This is a genomic window from Staphylococcus equorum, from assembly GCF_029531845.1.
Taxonomy (GTDB): Bacteria; Bacillota; Bacilli; order Staphylococcales; family Staphylococcaceae; genus Staphylococcus; species Staphylococcus equorum_C.
On the sequence record NZ_JAMBPV010000021.1, the window covers coordinates 1 to 17,821 of the forward strand.

Consider the following 17,821-nt stretch of genomic DNA (forward strand, 5'->3'; position numbering starts at 1 on the left):
TGGATAATTGCTTTATTACTATACCATTTCAATTGACGTTATGTCAATAAAAAATTAATATTTTTTAACAATCATTTAACATTACTTTAATAATATTAAAGTATTTCTTATAAAGTTTCAAGTATATTTTTTACACTTTTTCGAAATTGAATTAAATAATGTTTTTGTCGTTTTTGACGACTTTTATATAATATCAATTCCGCAAAGGAAAGTCAATACTTATTTTGCTTGTTGTGATTTATTACGTTTGCACTGTATCGTGTGTTCGTTGGTCACAAGAAATAATTCTACCACCATTCAAAAAAAATGCAAGAGAAAAGTGGATAAAAATTAAATTAATTTCTACCCACTCCTCAAATGTTACTATTTTCTAGTCTTTTCAATGATTTGTTGTGCCATTGATTGGTAAATTTCTCCTAATCTATCCTCTGGTTGATAAATAGAAGGAGCAAAATCTTTTGGATTCCATGATGGTTGTTCTAATGGTAAGTGACCTAATAAGTCTGTTTGTAATTCTTCAGCAAGCTTTTCTCCGCCACCTGTTCCAAATACATATTCTTTATTTCCAGTTTCTTTGCTTTGGAAGTAAGACATGTTTTCTATTACACCTAAGATTGTATGTTCCGTGTGTTTTGCCATTGCTCCTGCTCTTGCTGCAACAAATGCTGCAGTAGGATGAGGTGTTGTTACGATAATTTCTTTACTTGATGGCAACATCGTATGTACATCTAAAGCAATATCCCCTGTGCCTGGTGGTAAATCTAAAATTAAATAATCTAAATCTCCCCATCGCACTTCAACAAAGAAATTCGTAAGCATTTTCCCTAACATTGGTCCTCTCCATATAACTGGTGCGTTCTCTTCAACGAAGAAAGCCATTGAAATTACTTTAACACCATGTCGTTCAACAGGTATGATTTCTTTACCTTGTACGCCTGGTTTTTCATCTATTCCCATCATGTCTGGAACACTAAAGCCATAAATATCAGCGTCAACTAAGCCAACTTTTTTACCTTCTCTAGCTAATGATACTGCTAAATTGACTGCTACTGTTGATTTACCAACGCCGCCTTTACCAGAAGCGATGGCTATAAACTCTACAGGATTGTCTTTAGATAATAATCCTTCTATTGTTTGTTGCTCGTCATCGCTCGTACCTCTATATTGTTCTACTACATCAGATGGTAATTCTTCAAATCTAATACCAACTGTATTAGCCCCATTTTCTTTTAACACTTCTACTACGGCCATTTGTAAATCTAATTGAGGCTGTCCCCCTAATTGAGCCATAGCTATTTTGACACTTACATGCTCTATTTCTTCTTTAATAGTAACCTCTACTATTCCATCAGTTTCTTTTAAAGGTACATTTATTATTGGATCTTTTAATTCTCCAACAAGTTCTTTAACTTGCTCAGTCGTTAACACAATGCGTCCCCCTCTTTATAAAATAATCATTATTTATATTCTAACAAACAAAACTTAAGTTTGCTTTAAATAGATTATATTCAGTATAAATATAATCTACTTATTAAAAAAGAAGTTAGCTCATTTCACTCTCTATTAAAGAATAAATAAACTAACTGCTTATCGTAATTGCTGTATTTCATTGATATAAATCTTGCCTTTTTAAATAGTTACTTTAACTATCAAGATAAAGTTAAAGTATTTCAGTTTCTACTATATATTAGTCGCTATGTTTAATCTTCATGATTACAACAGTTAAAGTACTTCAATTAATTGAAGTACTTTTCTAAAGCAATATGCTTATTTTCCATTTAAATTTTCACTATCTGGATAAAATATTTCCTTACATATAAATAAGAGACCAATGATAAATACGATCACCCAAAAATCAATATTTATATGAGCATAATGGATATGCACTATGAAGTAAAATAGTAAAGTTGTTACAGTGAAAGTAATTAGATGATAAGTTAATCCTTTAAAATATGGGTTATCTGGTAATTTTTTTCTAAAGTAATCCATTAAATTCTCTATTATAAACAAATTAAAATAACCTAATACAATATAACTACCATAATAAATTAAGTTATCGTAAAAGTTTTTGTTATAACCAAAATACGCAAGGTGGAAATAGATAAGGATTCTACTCAAGCCATATAAACCAAATCCTAAAAATGTTAAAAATATAGCGCCAGAAATAATAAATACCGAAAGTACAATAAGCGTTGTAAACAAATATTTTATATATTTCATTGCTTACTGTCCTCCCTTTTTACTCTATTTCGATATTTCTCTTAATAATTACCTAACTTTTATTACAATCTCGCTGATTTTTATTATTAAAACTATAATCGCATAAACTATATTACCATTATAACAACTCACCACCAAATACAAATTAACAAGTAGTTCTATTAATCAAATTATAATATTAGTAAATAAAGTACATCATGTTTTAGTTACATAAATCTAGCTTACTAGTTTGATTCTTGTTTCTGTTCTTTATAAAAAGCAGTCCATAAAATCGTTAGTATAATCAAGATAATCAAACTAAGTAAGATAACATTATGTATTTGTAGACTGATAAAAGTAAATGATAAAGCGTAAACGTAACCCATTACGGTAGAACCTATTGAATTACCCAAACTTTTGGTTAGTGTATAAAGTGACATCATACGTTTCATATTATTTAGTGAAGTCTCTTCCTGAGTTATAACACTATCTTTTGTATAAACTGTACCAAAGCTTACTCCTGCAAGTAATAAACTAAATGCTATAAATAATGGGGATTCAGTACCTATAAATACTAAAATGCCACATAGCATTAATAATGTAAATGCAAATATATATAAGCCCTTTCTACTCATTCTAGCCTCTAATTTATCTAGTGAGAAGTTAAGCGCTAACCAAGCAAATGAAATTGGAAATATCACAAAGCCACTTTGTAATGGGGAAAGTCCAATTTCTTCTTGCAAATAAATGGGCATATATAAATTGTAACCCATCAGAATAATAGCGTAAGCAAAGTCAGTAAAGAATATTAAAATAATCGTCTTATTAAATTCTGTAACTGGTACAAATGGTGTTTTCACCCTTTTTTCATTTTTGTAAAGTATTACTGCCATTACACAAGCTAAGATAAGAGAGAGTATGTTTAAGTATAAATTCGTTTTATTCATAACTGCAAACATTAAAAAGAAGATCAATACATAGAAATATGATAAGCCCTTCACATCTAGTTTGTTCGTTGCAGTTGTACTTTCATTTTCAAAATGGAATGTTATCATCACCAATACCATAGCAGCAATTGCAATCGGAATATTCACGAAAAATAACCAGTGCCATGTTGCAAATTCTAAAATAGTTCCTCCTAAAACTGGACCAATGATACTGGATATCCCCCATACACTCCCAACAATTCCCATGATTTTATAACGTAATGGGATTTCAAAAGCAAGTTTAGGTACAATTTGACTCAACGCCATCATTACACCAGCACCTAAACCTTGTATAAAACGAGACATAATAAGTATGCTGAAAGTGCCACTTATTCCTGATAAGAAACTACCTATAGTAAAAAGGAATAATCCTAAAAGCGTGATATAAATGATTTTTGTTCGATCTAATAGTTCTCCCACAATCGGATTGGCTATGACAATCGCAATAAAATAAACTGCAAAAATCAACGAAATAGATGAAGTAACATTTAAGTCATTTTTTATAGTAGGGATTGCCAAAGAAACAATTGATGTTTCTATTGCCGACATAAACATAATTAATATTAATGCCACTACGATTCCTATAGACTTAACATTCATAATTTACCTCCTTGCATAACATATTAAAATCATTTGAAACGTAATCAGACAACTACGGTATTGTGATAAATTCAAATCGATTTCGTTAAATTAAAACTATTGTCTTATGAAATTTTGTTTTAAAAAAAGACGGGATAGAAATCAAAATTAAAATTTGATTTCATATTCCCGCCCCCACAAAGCTGACTATAAAAAGGAATGCAAGAGCTGAAACTCTTGCATAAGAACTGTTCGTCTTCATAAATGAAGAAGTAGTTCTTTAAAAGCTTGAAACAAGCCATTTAGATATCAGACAGCTGCTGCCAATATAACAATTGTGTCTGAGACATGTATTGATGTCCCAATACTACAAACTCGTAATATGTTTTTCTTAAAATTACATAAAATATAAAATAGCTATAAAATGAAATATCGATGCAATCACTATAAAGAAGTGCCAAATCATATGAAAGTATGGACGGTCTTTTTGTGCATAGAACCATGCTCCTACTGTGTATGCAATCCCACCGAATAGAATGAATAGCATAAATGCTACCGAAGAATCAAATATAATTGTCGGTAAAAATAAAACACCAATCCATCCCATAACTAAATACATTGTTAAGCTCAATTTATGGTTAACATTTTTAGCTAAAGATTTGTATAGAATGCCCCAAAGCGTAATACCCCAAAGTATTACCATTGCAGTCCATCCCAACCAACCACCAATTAGTACTAAACATATTGGCGTATATGTTCCGGCAATTGCGATATATATCATACTATGATCGATAATTCTGAGTATATATTTATGCGATGAATTATTAGGCATCGCATGATAAACCGTTGAAGATATAAGCATTAAAAAAATACTTATCATATATAGCGAAACGCTAAACGAACCTAATATACCATGATCCAAAAAACTTTGTATTGCTGCATACGGCAATACGCATAATGCAATGAAAGCAGCTGCTCCATGTGAAACTGCATTTCCAATTTCCTCACCAAATGTTAAAGGCACAATATTTTTAAATGTTTTAGCCACTTTGCTATTATCTACATCTACTGTATGAGACATAAGTGTAACCACCTTTTATTAAATCAAATTCATACGTTTCAAATCAGCTGTAGCTGTTTCAACACTATCTTTACCTTCTTTATTTTTTAAAGGAGAAAATTCTTCTTCTCTCGGCACTTGTAATGTAATAAAGCTATTAGCATATTGGAAAATATCAAAATAGAACAATTCAAACTTAAGTGTCGGTTGCTCAATTACGCCAAAGTCATCATCTAACTGTTTTAATTTTTTAATCGCTAAGTGATATGGCAATGCATAATCAACTACATTGTTAATAAATAAAAGTTTAAATGTATGTATTCCTATATTGGCATTATTAAATTCATTAGCAACTTCAGGGTCTAACTCTGAGTATTCAAGTACAGTATCTTTTTGATTAGCTGTAACTAATCTACCAACACTTTCACCCTCTTTAGGTTGAATTGACTTCGTAGTGATGTCCATACTTTTTTGGAACGTATAACCTGCGAATAATGGGTCCAATACTTTTACAAGTACGTTATCAATATTATTCAAGAAAATATATTCCACACCATTGTCTGTCATTTCATCTAAATAGCCTGAATTTTTGAGTGATTTAAACACACCACCATTACCGTTAGGCGTTTCTAGAATATTACCATCTACGTCTAAAACTAACTTGCCTTCTTCTGATAAGGCAACAATGTTTTCTTGCTTGAAAAAGTGTACACGAGATTTATCGTATCCAAAATAATCTTTACCTTCGAAAAATAGTTGTGTTTCTTTGTCATTTACTTTGCTAGTCATGATGTACCAATCGACAGCTACACCTGTTTGCTCTTTTAATGCTATTAATTGTTGTGCCTGAATTTCAAATAAGCTAACACCTTCAATTTCAAACGAACCTTTAGGCCCTTTATAACCTAAACGTGTCCCTTGTCCACCTGCCATTAATAAAACTGCAAATTTGCCTTTTTGAATTGCGTCTAAACCAACTTCTTCATATTTTTTGATTTCATCTTCTGTAAAATCATTCTTAATATCATATTTAACTTCATTAATAGAAGAAACGTCATCAATCACTTTTTTATTTACATATAAATCTTCATATAAATCTTGAATATCAGATAAGTTTAAAGAGTCTACTTTATTAGCTAATTGTTCCTTCTCATTTGTACTCATTAGTTTTTCAAATTCAATTAAATGGTCTTGATTAAACTTTTCTAAACCTTTCTTATCTAGCATGTTCTCTCTCCTTAATATTCAAATATTAGATAAAAATAATATCTTATTACTGACTTGAATATATAATTTTACTATTTGTACTTTATATTATTATGATTATATGCACAACCTTAATCATAACCATTTAAAAAAACAGTTGATTAATAAACGGCTGAAAAATCACATAAGTTGCGCCTATAGTTAACGCACTCGCAAGTGATAAATCAACGAGACCACCTGTTTTAAAAACCAAAGGGAATTTCACACTGATTGGGATAGGATATAAAAATTTAACTCCCCTAGGTGTTAACATATCTAGTATAACATGAGATAGCAATCCTAATATAATGGTAATTAAATAATAAATTGGCGTTTGAATAGCATATAATAAACAAATTATAATTGAAATAAATAATAGTGAGTGTGTAAATGTCCTGTGACCAAATAATATTCTAATAAAAAAGCTCAAAACTTTTAATCGTCTACCAATTTTACTTTGTGCATGGCAAATATCAGGTAATAAACTTGAGATGACTGCAAGCGTTATAACCGTAATTGATGTAAACAAATCTGTATGGAAATATTCTATAGTTAATGCGCCTACTAATAAACCGCATGATGCGTGGGTTTTACCTGTCATTTTCACTTCTCCTTATCGCAATATATTTTATCATATCTTTTATATCAATGCGAACATACTTTCGTAAAAAACATTGAGTATAACGTATTTAAAAAAAGTATCACACAATAACTTGAAAACGATTGCATGTTGTTGTATGATGTAGCTATAAATTAATTAAAGGATGTGTTCTAGATATGGCAATGACAGTTAAAAAAGATAACAATGAAGTAAGAATTCAATGGAGAGTTGCAGATATTAAGATTCCAACAAATGATATTAAGAACATTTCACAAGATCAAAATATCCATGAAATTCCTAAATTAGATAGAGATAAAGTTTCGAGAATTGGTTCTACTTTTGGAAAAACAAACCGTGTTATCATCGACACTAATGACCATGAATACATTATTTATACGCAAAATGATCAAAAAGTATATAATGAAGTAACAAAATAGTAATAAACAATGAACAACAAAAAGACGAAATTCTAATCCCACTTAGAATTTCGTCTTTTTTATATTAATTACGTCTTAAGCGTAAATAGAATCAATAAGGGTTATCAATTAACCTCTAATTCACAATGATGATATACTATAGCTAAATCTGAGAAAGCGGGTGCATATCATGTATGTTGTTACAAATAGAATTGATGTTAAAAAAGGTTTTGCAGAGAAAATGGCGCCTAATTTTACTAAAAAAGGCAAAATCAATGAATTAGAAGGCTTCCGTAAAGTTGAAGTTTGGCTAATTGAAGACGAAACGGACCACGACCAGATGTATGTGAATACTTGGTGGGATTCTGAAGATAACTTCAAGGCATGGCTTGAGAGTGATGCTTTTAAAGAAGCACACGCTGGTAAATCAAAATCTAAAAGTGAAGATTCACCAGTTATAGGCAATAAAGTTGTTAAAGCTAATGTTTTATCAACGCTTAATTAATCAAATACGTTTGCAAGTTTAAATACAACTTAAACAGATGAATTTTTTCGTTCATTGGTTGTTATAGCAGAACAATAAATATCGCTACACGCCCCCCAAATTAGGTTTTTTAATCTAACTATTAGGGGCTTTTTTATAATCAAAGCAATATTTATACAATAACTAAAAAACAATGACAATTAAGATTCCCTTTAGAAATTAACTGTCATTGTTTTTATTGTATTCATGTTCTATTGTTGCTTTTTAATATTTCATAATCAATTTTAAACTAATTAAAATATAGATGCGCCATCAACGCTATGATCGGTAATGCAATAATTGTTCTGATTAAGAAAATAACAAATAGTTTGAAGATACTGACTGGAATTTTTGATCCTAGTATCACCCCACCTACTTCTGATAAGTAGATTAACTGACTAATACTTAATGCACCGATAACGAATAATGTAATATCATTGCCTACGCCTTCAATTAATATAGAAGGTAAAAACATATCGGCAAAGCCTATTAATATTGTTTCTGATGCTTGAGCAGCTTCAGGAATTTGCAGTAATTCTAAATATGGTACAAATGGTTTACCTATAATTGCGAATATTGGTGTATAAGTTGCAACGATTGTCGCTAGTGTACCAATACTCATAACAACTGGTAAAATAACAAACCACATATCTACAACTGTTTTAAGTCCCGATTTGAAAAATGATTTGAATCCTGGTGCATTGATACCTGTTTCTGTAGCCATATCAAAACCGTGACTTAATGCAGTTTTATTTTCAGGCAATTTTTCAGTTCTCATTTCTTCAGATACTTCTTTTGAGTATTCGTCTTTGATAGATTTTAATGGCCAAACTCTTGGCAAAATTAACGCACAAACAATACACGAAACGATAACTGAGAAGTAAAAATAGAAGAAATGATTTTCCATATGTACGGTTTCCGCAATGACGATTGCAAATGTTATAGATACTACACTAAAAGTAGTAGCAATAACTGTTGCCTCACGCCTAGAATAAAAACCACTTTCATATTGTTTACTTGTTATTAAAACCCCTACTGTGCCATCACCGATAAACGATGCTAGATTATCTACTGTAGAACGTCCTGGCAATGTAAATAAAGGTCTCATAATTGGTCTAAAGATTGGCCCTAAAAATTCTAATAGTCCATATTCCATAAGTAATGGTAAGAACAATGCTGCAAATAAGAACACAGCAACTAATGTTGGTAACAGACTTTCAAATACAAGCCCGCCAGTGTCTGCAGAATAAATCACTTCCGTGCCGACTTTCAAATAAGTCATCCATACAAAGATAACTGCTAATATTCTTAATAACAACCAGACGATTTTTACATTAAATGCGTTATATAAAAGTCCCTCTGGTTCTAATTTATTTTTCAATATTGTGGAACATAAAATCGATAATATGCCTGATATTGTGATAATCAAAACAATAATTAATGGCATGGCACTCCCAAGAGCATCTTTCAATAGTCCAGCTAAAAGTGCGACGGGTAATGTGGTTTGTTTCGTACCATCTTCAGTCACAGTAATAGGTACTAAAAACAAGATAATACCAATCAATGACATGACAATAAATTTTAATCTGCCTCGTACTAATTGCGATTTACTATATTTATTCATTTCATTCACCCCTTAGGTGTTTATATTTTTATATACACTTAAAAAAGCAACAGCAATAATTATAACCTATTATGTATAAATATGTAAATCAATAAATTTAGGTTTTTATTGTCTTCTTGTATATGTATAAATAAAATAATTGACCCTCATATTATTTAGGGTCAATTATACTTTATATGAAAACGCTTACTTTTGCAATTTATTTTTGCCTTATATTTTTCTTATTAAAAATAAAAAGTATGGAACGCCGACAATAGCAACGATTACACCGACAGGAATATCGATAGGTGGATGAATACCTCTTGCTAGGCCATCACTAATTGACAGTATAAGCGCACCAATCAAACCTGACATAATGATGATGTGGATATGTTTATGGCCAACTATTCGCCGTGCTATATGCGGTGCAATCAGTCCAAGAAAACTTAACCCTCCGACGAATGAAATTGAAGCGCCTGCTAAAGCTACTGCTAAAAATAATAAAATCATTTTAATCTTTTTAATTTTAGACCCTAGTCCCAGGGCTACATCGTCACCAAGCATTAATATATCTAACTGATGACAGTAATAAAAAATGAGCGGTAAGGTAATAATAAACCATGGTAATATCACCGATAGGTTCGACATGTTGTGACCGTATAAACTTCCAGTAAGCCAAACTAATGCAATATTTGCATCTAGTGGATTACGTATTAACATGTATTGAACAATCGCCGTACAAATTGCACCTATTGCTAAACCAATTAATGCTATTTTGGAACCTTTCATATTAAATTTAAATATTAACATAGTCAAAATCAAACTAATACAAAATGCGCCAAAGAAAGAACTAAATGGCAAAATATATAATGGCGCTGTAGGGAATAACATTATAACCATAACAGCGGACAAACTCGCACCTTTTGTAATACCAATAACATCTGGTGATGCAAGTGCATTTCTTACAACACCCTGTATCAGAGCACCAGAAATTGCTAAGCTACTACCAACAATCAATGCTAAGCACATTCGTGGCACTCGATACTCATTTAAAATAAAGTTATCTTGTAAAAATAAACTTTTAACCGCTTCAACAGGATGTATAAATACTGAACCTATCGACAATGATCCAATTGCAAAAATAACAAGTAATATCGTTACAATCGTATATTGTAATATAAGTCTACTATTCATATGCGATCCACTCCTTTAGCAGTAATTGCTAGGAAGTAAAATGCACCTACAAATGAAGTAACAATACCTACAGGCGATTCAAATGGAAATGCAATTAATCTACTGAGTACATCAGATAGCAATAATAAGTCTGCACTAATAATTATAGCTAAAGGGATCATCACCCTATAATTTGTATGTACATAATATTTAACAATATGTGGGACGATTAATCCTACGAAGCCAATAGGACCCGCCACTGAAACAGAAGTGCCTGCTAATAAAATAACAAGTATAGCTATAATAATTCTCACTACTTTTACATTTTGTCCTAAAGATGTAGCTAACTGTTCACCTAGCTCCATAATTGATAATTGTTTTGCTATCATAATAGTCCCAATAAAAGCAATAATAAGCCAAGGTAAGATGCTTAAAATTTGTGTCCAGTTGATAGTAGATAATGAACCTACAAGCCAAAACATAACTGTAGAAGTTGCATGTTCGTTAAGTAGAATAATTCCTTGAGTCATACTTGTAAAAAATAAATGAATGGCCATACCTGCTAGTGCTAACTTAATTGGTGTTATTCCTTTTGTAAATCCTGATAGCAGATAAACTGTTAAACCACCTACAAACGCGCCAAAAAATGCTAGTATTGTAGCAAATGGTGTGAAGGCAGGTATAAGCATCGTAATAAATACGATAACGAAAGAAGCACCCGAGTTAACGCCAAATATTTGAGGCGATGCCAAAGGATTTCTCGTCATAGCTTGCATGAGTAATCCTGCCACGCCAAGGTCTGCACCAATGAATAGTGCCGCAATCATTCTAGGCATACGCACATTATGAATTAAAAATGTTTGTTTCGTTTGATCGTGTATCCACAGATAATCTATAAAATCCTTCGTTGTAATGTGTGAAGCACCAACAGTTAAATTAAAATACATCATAACAAAAAGCGCACCCACACTCACAATGAATATGAGCGCTGTGCGTTTTGGCATTTTGCTTTCAGACCTGTTGGTTTGACTAATACGCTTTACTTTAGCCATTTACCATCCACCCTATTTTTGTTGTTTATCATTATTTTTGGTTTTAGAAACTTCTACGAGTTGTTTTGCTATTTCTTCAGAAGAAATAATACCACGTGCTCGTGCCCAAGTATTTCGATCAAAAACAGATACTTTGTTATTTTTCACTGCGTCTAGGTTTTTCCACACTGGATCTTGTTCTTGTTTTTTCAAATTCGGGTCTTCTTTTCCTTCATCAACCATGATAAACATTCGTCCTGGGTTAATATCTGAAAGTACTTCAGAATTTAATTGTAAGTAAGGACCTTTTAAGTATTTAGCCAGATTATCGGTTTCTGTTTTATTTAATGCGTTCTTAAAACCAAGCTCTTTTAGCAGCTCACCAACATAAGTATTTTCAGGATGAGATAATAATCCTGATTTTGCAATAACAGTAGCTAACACTGGCTCAGATTTATCCATAGTAATTTCTTTACTGTATTCTGACATTAAATCCTGATGTTCTTTTAATCTTTTTTTTCCTTTATCTTCTTCGCCTACTGCTTTCGCAATTGTTTTAAATGCATCTAAATTATCTTTATAGTCACTATCAAAACTTGGCAGTAGAATAGTCGGTGCAATTTTTTCTAAATCTTTTTGTATGCCTTTATGTCTATTGGTATCAGCTATAATTAAATCTGGTTTTTGATTACTAATCTCTTCTAAGTTAGGCTGTTTACGTAAACCAACTGATTTATAATCACCAATTTTTTCACGAATTGGTTTTAATATTCTATCCTTTTTACCATCATCTGCTATACCCACTGGTTTTATATCTAAAGCTACAAGTGCGTCTACATATGAAAATTCTAACGCTACGACTCGCTCAGGATTTTTATCAAGCTTTGTTGTACCGCCATCATGTTTAATCATCACGTCAACTTTATTAGCGTTATCCCTTTTAGATTCCCCAGAGTCTTTATCGTTACCACTTCCACAAGCGGTCAATAATACTACTGTCAAAGCTAATATAAGCACACTCATAAATTTAAAACTATGCTTCATCGTTGTCACTCCTTAGATGTGTATATTTACATACCTAATTTTATTGAGAATGATTATCGTTGTCAACATATTTTTAATTAACTTTTAATATTTTTTTACAATGAATTAAACACTTGATTTGTAATATTGGTACATGCTTGCTCAATACCCGCGTCCCGTATATATGCTTTTGTTAAATTAGGCATGTACATGCTTTGTGCTAAAGCTTTATAACCTAAACTAAATTGTATTTTGTCTCCTAGTTGATAAAAATCCTGATTTAATAAATCGATCATGACATGATCACTTGTAGCACCTATTATTTTCACTTGATGATGCATAGGTATAATCTCTTCGACGTAAGTATCTAAATTACCAATATCAATGATGGCTTGTAAATATTGTTTACCTGTAGCAATGTTTACACGTGGCTTAATCTCTACAATTTCTGCTTCTAAAATAATTGTATCTTGATATAACATTGCGATTGGGTGATTTGTTGTAATCTCAATTCCTCTGAAGAGCGTTTCACCTATTCTTAATTCGTTAATTTTTCCTAAATCACTATAGGTCATTTGAGTTAACAAACTCGAATTACCACCTGAAATGATTTTAAATCTTATATGGGTCAATTCTTCAATAGAATTCACAAATTGATTAATCATTTCCACATCTTCATCTGTAGGTGCATTCGATTGGAAACACATAAAATTAAATGCTAATCCTGCAATATTAAGATGATGCATATGAATTATTTCTTTAATATAACCAACCACATCATAAGTTAAAATACCTTCTCTTGCATCTTTCCAATCCACCATAAGTAAAATTTGGTGCTTCACTTGTTGCTTACCTGCAAGATCATTTAATTGTCGAATCGTCGCCATCTCAGTTTGAATACTTATATTCGTAAAACGCACCACATCTTCGAGTTCATATTGATTTGTAGTTCCAATCATTGCAAAAGATATATTTGGGTCTTTACTCTTAGTAATATTATCAATTCTTGCATCTGCAAAGTGTGTAATACCAATGTCTTTTAAGGCTTCTATAATTTTGCTATCTCCACCCACACATTTGGTTACAGGTGTAAAACAAATATTATTTTGACTGAACAAGGAGTTTAATACATGGGCGTTATATTGAACTTTAGATAAATTAATCTGTAATCGTGCCATGTTTACACCTCTTTATATAATGGATTCTTTAATTTTATCGTTACGTACTGTTTCACTTTACTTTCCATTCTCATGCGCAGCAATGCTTTGACTGAAATTGTAGGTCCAAATAAAACTGCTTTCAAGACTTGAGCATGTGCTTTTTGTGGATCTATCGCTTCGTCTACTATGTTCCCAACTAATTCGAATAACATCGTTTCATCTACTTGTTCATATTTTGAAAAATGATGAATAAGTTCTGCGATTTGATTTTGAATTACCGAATGTTGAAATTTTTCGATAACCGATTCAATATTTTCAGCAATGAGACTTGTATTATTCACATCAATATGAGGTAATTTAAACTTTAAAGTCTCTAAATCTATTCTTAAACCACCTAAATCTCTAATGATCAATTTCATTTGATAATTTGGGCCAAGATTAACAATCGTATTTTGCATATGCGCTTCTAAGGCGATACCATAATCTTGTATATATGCAATTAACGGTTCGATTAACGTTTTCGCATAACTACTCAAAAATTGTTTGATGGCAATTGATGTAGGTCCTTCTCCAATCCACTCCAAGTAACTATCTACAACAACTTTGTTATCAACTGGATTTTTATTAACTAAACTGGCTGTCACCAATGTCGTTCCATTATCTACGATATAAGGTTTGTGTCTCACTATGCAAGCCAATTGACGTGCGGTATCGTCATCTATATTTACATGAATACCATAAGGTTCCAAAGCGACTTGTAATTGTGGGTGTAGCTCTAACATATCTTGTAATTCATAACTGAGTTTAGGCCCATCTACTGTTGTCACAGCAGAAACGGTTCTAACGGCACTCGTAGCTTGAATATTAACTGGTAATTTAATATGAAAAGGCTTATTGATTAACGCCATTGTTCTAAATGATAACGTTGCTTTTGATTCTACATCAAATGGGGTAGGTAATAATCTCCCTTCTTTTATCCACTTCGAAAATTGATGCACAATTACATTGTCATATTGCCAGGGGTGTACGAGGATTACTCTATAATCATCTAGCTCAAATTGGTACGGTTCTAAAAATGCTTTGAGTTTATAACGATATTCAGGAATAATGTGATTCAAAATATATTGTTCATCATCTTCCATTGACGTTGTAATACAATCTGCTTTATGAATAAGCATTACTTTTAATGCAATAATCTTTTCAAATTCTGGCGCATATAATTTCACTTCTTCATCTGTTAAGGGCAATTTTGTTTTAGACAGAGGATGCGTTGGATGTCCTTCTACAACTATGCTTTCCGAATAAGTTAAATCATTAATTTCTTCTGAATCCTCAAAATGTTTTAACCAGGTAAAGAAATTGATAGTTTCAGGCATTCTCGAAAATTTTAATGTTGCATGAATCAATGCTTGTCTATTAGAAAAATGATTATACGTCAATGCGAAACCGTCTCTACTAGAAATGAGTTCTTCTCTTAATCTGTTACTAATTGGTATATCAAATCGTTTATCCAATACGTCGAGCAATTGTTCTACAGTTTCGATTTCCATCATAGCGTTACCCCTGATGTAACGTATCACTCCTCTAAATACATATCGTTTCATCGCATTTTTACGTGCTTTAGTTACTTGTAAAAGTTGTCCATGATATTGTAGTTCAATACAGTCTTCAAACTCATTAACTATCATTTTATCAGGAAAGATATGTTCCTTAATAATCGCATTATAAATACGATACTGTACGGTTTTATCTGCAGATTGCCATGTCTGATGCATCATACAACATTGCCTCCATTTTTCTCGGTCTATTTATGATAATGAATAATATTGCAATCACGAACGTGCTCAGCCCTATTATATTAATCATTTCTAAAAATGCTACTACAAAGCGTATTATCATTGTACCTAAAGTAATTTACTTCTACTCTACATTTTAATACTCATTATTTTCCCTTTATTTTCCAAATCAACACAGTACAGAAAAATAAATTATACGGTATCCGCTCACTTTAGGATGTTAAAATATATAAAAAAGTGGTAAATATAAATGATGAAACTGTTATCTTTCACATCTTCATATAATTAGTAGAAATAAGCTAAAAAACGCTGTCTCACAACTTACACGTTTATTTTTATAATTGATAACAATTATCAATGTAGTTAATATAGATTATATAAATACCTTATGTTTTTGTAAAATAATTTTAAGAGGTGCTTTATGAATTCAAACATAAACTTTAACAGTTCAATTAATAAACTTACTGACGATGAACAATATGCCTTGACCTATTTAGAATCTATCAATTATGAATGGCGGGATGCATTTGTTAAAACGTTATTAGTTAGTAGAGATAAAATATCTCAGCGGCTCATCATATCTTTACATCGAGAAAACTTAGTTAATAGTCGCGATTATAGTCACATCATTGCAACAAAAGATGTACCAGTAAACTTAGCAACTCAGCAAGTACAAACACTAAAAATACATTTTCCACATGCTCAAAAGACTTTATATGCGCCTATTACTGGACTACATGCCTTTGATAGAATTGATGTTGAAGGACCCTTTTATTTTGAAAATAATGATAACTTTGAAAGAATTATACATCCTAATGAGATATTAACTTGTATTTTAACCGAAGCACCTGCACTTGATAATGATGCAAGTCATCAATTTAGAGAAGATATAGATAATAGCGTAGCTAATATGGCTATTTCACTTAGTTTTCAAATGATTACCTTAGCCAATGAAACTATGCCACTCGGCGAATTAATTATTGAAGCAGAAGATAGTTATTTAAGATCTGAACAAGCAGTTGTTGAAGGACATCCCTTACATCCAGGTGCAAAATTGCGAAAAGGTATGACACCCGAAACTACAATTAATTATTCATCTGAGTTCAACAATACTATAGACTTAAAATTTATCTTAGTACATAAAGATATTGCAAAAGTTGAATCATTATCCAATAATTACAATGACACTATATATGGTTTATTCGAAGGCTTATATTCTGAAGTTTTAAAAGCAGTTGGCTCTGAGCGTATAGATACATACTATGTCATGGTCGTGCATCCGTGGCAATATAATGAAGTATTAATAAATCAATATGGAAATGAGCTTAATACAAAGCACATTATTCCAATTCATTACCAACTTGATTATTACGCTGGTCTTTCGTTTAGAACACTAATGCCAATGTTGCCTATAACTTCCCCCCACATTAAACTATCAACTAATGTGCACATCACAGGTGAAATTAGAACTTTATCTGAACAAACAACAATTAACGGCCCTCAAGTCACACAAATTTTGAATGACATTAAACATAGCGATACCTTATTTCATAATATTGCTGGCGATACGATCGATGAAATTGCTGGCATCCATTTTTTTAAATCAGCCGATTCACATGATATCCAAACTATGAGAAGTGAACAATTAGGTTCGTTATTTAGAACTAATATTTATGATGTTATTGATAATAAAACAACGCCTATGATCCCATCAAGTTTAGTTGCCAACTATGTTTATAACTATGAAACACCTATCAATACACTTATCAAAAAGTATGCACAAACACATGCTTTTGATTCTTATAAAGAAGCATGTATCGCTTGGATGGAACAGTATAGTCAAGCACTAATTGATATTATGTTACCTTTATACATTAAATACGGCATCGCTCTTGAAGCACATTTACAAAATACTATCGCTACATTTAATAGTGATGGCTCGTTAAACAAATTATATGTTCGTGATTTTGAAGGTTTACGCATTGATGAAGCTTACTTGAATCACATGGGATATAGAACTCAAAATTTTCATGAGAAATCCTTAATTTTAACGAATCAACCACAAACTGTTTTTAATAAAGTCTTTTATTCTAGTATTCAAAACCATCTTGGAGAATTAATCTGCACTTTAGCAAAATCTAGTGCTATTGATGATTTAGAACAAAGCATTTGGTCAACCATAAGTGACCTATTAAATACCAAGTTAAATGTTATCGCTGATACTATGGATGATTCTAAAAGAATCGATGAAATTAGAGCACTATTATTTGCGCCTGAAATTGACTATAAATGTGTAACCACGATGAGACTAGAAGATGAAGCAGATGTTTATACTTATATACAAGTTAATAATCCATTACACCGAGGTCATGCATCTCTTTAAAACAGTATATTAAGTCTATATAAATAATAAAAAAACCAAATGC

The 17,821-nt window shown here is 31.5% G+C and carries 15 protein-coding genes; 3 read left to right on the forward strand and 12 right to left on the reverse strand.

Going from position 1 to position 17,821, the window contains the following annotated elements; translation table 11 throughout:
- Nucleotides 1-363: 363 nt before the first annotated feature.
- The 6 genes from M4L39_RS14260 to M4L39_RS14285 form a co-directional block, all read right to left on the reverse strand.
- On the reverse strand, nucleotides 364-1,428 hold the full coding sequence (locus M4L39_RS14260) for an Mrp/NBP35 family ATP-binding protein (RefSeq protein ID WP_277582589.1): 1,065 nt from the start codon (nucleotides 1,426-1,428) through the stop codon (nucleotides 364-366).
- Between the two features lie 339 nt (nucleotides 1,429-1,767).
- Nucleotides 1,768-2,220, reverse strand: coding sequence for a SepA family multidrug efflux transporter (locus tag M4L39_RS14265; protein ID WP_277582590.1), 453 nt, complete (start codon nucleotides 2,218-2,220; stop codon nucleotides 1,768-1,770).
- 224 nt (nucleotides 2,221-2,444) lie between these two features.
- Nucleotides 2,445-3,785, reverse strand: a complete 1,341-nt coding sequence (gene sdrM, locus M4L39_RS14270) for a multidrug efflux MFS transporter SdrM (protein WP_277582591.1) — start codon at nucleotides 3,783-3,785, stop codon at nucleotides 2,445-2,447.
- Between the two features lie 376 nt (nucleotides 3,786-4,161).
- Complete coding sequence (trhA, locus tag M4L39_RS14275; protein WP_277582592.1) at nucleotides 4,162-4,845, reverse strand: PAQR family membrane homeostasis protein TrhA; 684 nt, start codon at nucleotides 4,843-4,845, stop codon at nucleotides 4,162-4,164.
- A gap of 18 nt (nucleotides 4,846-4,863) precedes the next feature.
- A complete protein-coding gene (locus M4L39_RS14280; RefSeq protein ID WP_277582593.1) occupies nucleotides 4,864-6,051 on the reverse strand; it encodes a UTP--glucose-1-phosphate uridylyltransferase in 1,188 nt (395 codons plus the stop codon).
- A 124-nt stretch (nucleotides 6,052-6,175) separates the two neighbouring features.
- Nucleotides 6,176-6,670, reverse strand: coding sequence for a metal-dependent hydrolase (locus M4L39_RS14285; protein ID WP_277582594.1), 495 nt, complete (start codon nucleotides 6,668-6,670; stop codon nucleotides 6,176-6,178).
- 176 nt (nucleotides 6,671-6,846) lie between these two features.
- Here M4L39_RS14285 and M4L39_RS14290 point away from each other — a divergent pair, with 176 nt between their 5' ends.
- Nucleotides 6,847-7,107, forward strand: coding sequence for a hypothetical protein (locus tag M4L39_RS14290; protein ID WP_277582595.1), 261 nt, complete (start codon nucleotides 6,847-6,849; stop codon nucleotides 7,105-7,107).
- Between the two features lie 169 nt (nucleotides 7,108-7,276).
- Nucleotides 7,277-7,591, forward strand: coding sequence for a heme oxygenase (locus M4L39_RS14295; protein ID WP_046465798.1), 315 nt, complete (start codon nucleotides 7,277-7,279; stop codon nucleotides 7,589-7,591).
- 268 nt (nucleotides 7,592-7,859) lie between these two features.
- Here M4L39_RS14295 and M4L39_RS14300 read toward each other — a convergent pair whose 3' ends face one another.
- The 6 genes from M4L39_RS14300 to M4L39_RS14325 form a co-directional block, all read right to left on the reverse strand.
- Nucleotides 7,860-9,233: a YjiH family protein gene (locus M4L39_RS14300; RefSeq protein WP_277582596.1), complete on the reverse strand. Its 1,374-nt coding sequence runs from the start codon at nucleotides 9,231-9,233 to the stop codon at nucleotides 7,860-7,862.
- Nucleotides 9,234-9,443: 210 nt separating this feature from the next.
- Nucleotides 9,444-10,406, reverse strand: a complete 963-nt coding sequence (locus M4L39_RS14305) for a FecCD family ABC transporter permease (protein ID WP_277582597.1) — start codon at nucleotides 10,404-10,406, stop codon at nucleotides 9,444-9,446.
- Entirely contained in the window at nucleotides 10,403-11,437 is a 1,035-nt protein-coding gene (locus M4L39_RS14310; RefSeq protein WP_277582598.1) for a FecCD family ABC transporter permease, read from the reverse strand. Before M4L39_RS14310 ends, M4L39_RS14305 begins: the two co-directional genes overlap by 4 nt.
- Before the next feature lie 12 nt (nucleotides 11,438-11,449).
- Nucleotides 11,450-12,460: an ABC transporter substrate-binding protein gene (locus tag M4L39_RS14315; protein ID WP_277582599.1), complete on the reverse strand. Its 1,011-nt coding sequence runs from the start codon at nucleotides 12,458-12,460 to the stop codon at nucleotides 11,450-11,452.
- 95 nt (nucleotides 12,461-12,555) lie between these two features.
- On the reverse strand, nucleotides 12,556-13,617 hold the full coding sequence (locus tag M4L39_RS14320; RefSeq protein ID WP_277582600.1) for an alanine racemase: 1,062 nt from the start codon (nucleotides 13,615-13,617) through the stop codon (nucleotides 12,556-12,558).
- A 2-nt stretch (nucleotides 13,618-13,619) separates the two neighbouring features.
- Nucleotides 13,620-15,377, reverse strand: a complete 1,758-nt coding sequence (locus tag M4L39_RS14325) for an IucA/IucC family protein (RefSeq protein WP_277582601.1) — start codon at nucleotides 15,375-15,377, stop codon at nucleotides 13,620-13,622.
- 439 nt (nucleotides 15,378-15,816) lie between these two features.
- Between M4L39_RS14325 and M4L39_RS14330 the strand changes: the two genes are divergently transcribed.
- Nucleotides 15,817-17,778: an IucA/IucC family protein gene (locus M4L39_RS14330; RefSeq protein ID WP_277582602.1), complete on the forward strand. Its 1,962-nt coding sequence runs from the start codon at nucleotides 15,817-15,819 to the stop codon at nucleotides 17,776-17,778.
- Nucleotides 17,779-17,821 lie beyond the last annotated feature (43 nt).

What these genes read in the sequence shown, in the direction of transcription:
- M4L39_RS14265 (WP_277582590.1), bottom strand. Translation starts at nt 2,220, where the DNA reads ATGAAATATATAAAATATTTGTTTACAACGCTTATTGTACTTTCGGTA.
- sdrM (WP_277582591.1), bottom strand. Translation starts at nt 3,785, where the DNA reads ATGAATGTTAAGTCTATAGGAATCGTAGTGGCATTAATATTAATTATG.
- trhA (WP_277582592.1), bottom strand. Translation starts at nt 4,845, where the DNA reads ATGTCTCATACAGTAGATGTAGATAATAGCAAAGTGGCTAAAACATTT.
- M4L39_RS14280 (WP_277582593.1), bottom strand. Translation starts at nt 6,051, where the DNA reads ATGCTAGATAAGAAAGGTTTAGAAAAGTTTAATCAAGACCATTTAATT.
- M4L39_RS14285 (WP_277582594.1), bottom strand. Translation starts at nt 6,670, where the DNA reads ATGACAGGTAAAACCCACGCATCATGCGGTTTATTAGTAGGCGCATTA.
- M4L39_RS14290 (WP_277582595.1), top strand. Translation starts at nt 6,847, where the DNA reads ATGGCAATGACAGTTAAAAAAGATAACAATGAAGTAAGAATTCAATGG.
- M4L39_RS14295 (WP_046465798.1), top strand. Translation starts at nt 7,277, where the DNA reads ATGTATGTTGTTACAAATAGAATTGATGTTAAAAAAGGTTTTGCAGAG.
- M4L39_RS14300 (WP_277582596.1), bottom strand. Translation starts at nt 9,233, where the DNA reads ATGAATAAATATAGTAAATCGCAATTAGTACGAGGCAGATTAAAATTT.
- M4L39_RS14305 (WP_277582597.1), bottom strand. Translation starts at nt 10,406, where the DNA reads ATGAATAGTAGACTTATATTACAATATACGATTGTAACGATATTACTT.
- M4L39_RS14310 (WP_277582598.1), bottom strand. Translation starts at nt 11,437, where the DNA reads ATGGCTAAAGTAAAGCGTATTAGTCAAACCAACAGGTCTGAAAGCAAA.
- M4L39_RS14315 (WP_277582599.1), bottom strand. Translation starts at nt 12,460, where the DNA reads ATGAAGCATAGTTTTAAATTTATGAGTGTGCTTATATTAGCTTTGACA.
- M4L39_RS14320 (WP_277582600.1), bottom strand. Translation starts at nt 13,617, where the DNA reads ATGGCACGATTACAGATTAATTTATCTAAAGTTCAATATAACGCCCAT.
- M4L39_RS14325 (WP_277582601.1), bottom strand. Translation starts at nt 15,377, where the DNA reads ATGATGCATCAGACATGGCAATCTGCAGATAAAACCGTACAGTATCGT.
- M4L39_RS14330 (WP_277582602.1), top strand. Translation starts at nt 15,817, where the DNA reads ATGAATTCAAACATAAACTTTAACAGTTCAATTAATAAACTTACTGAC.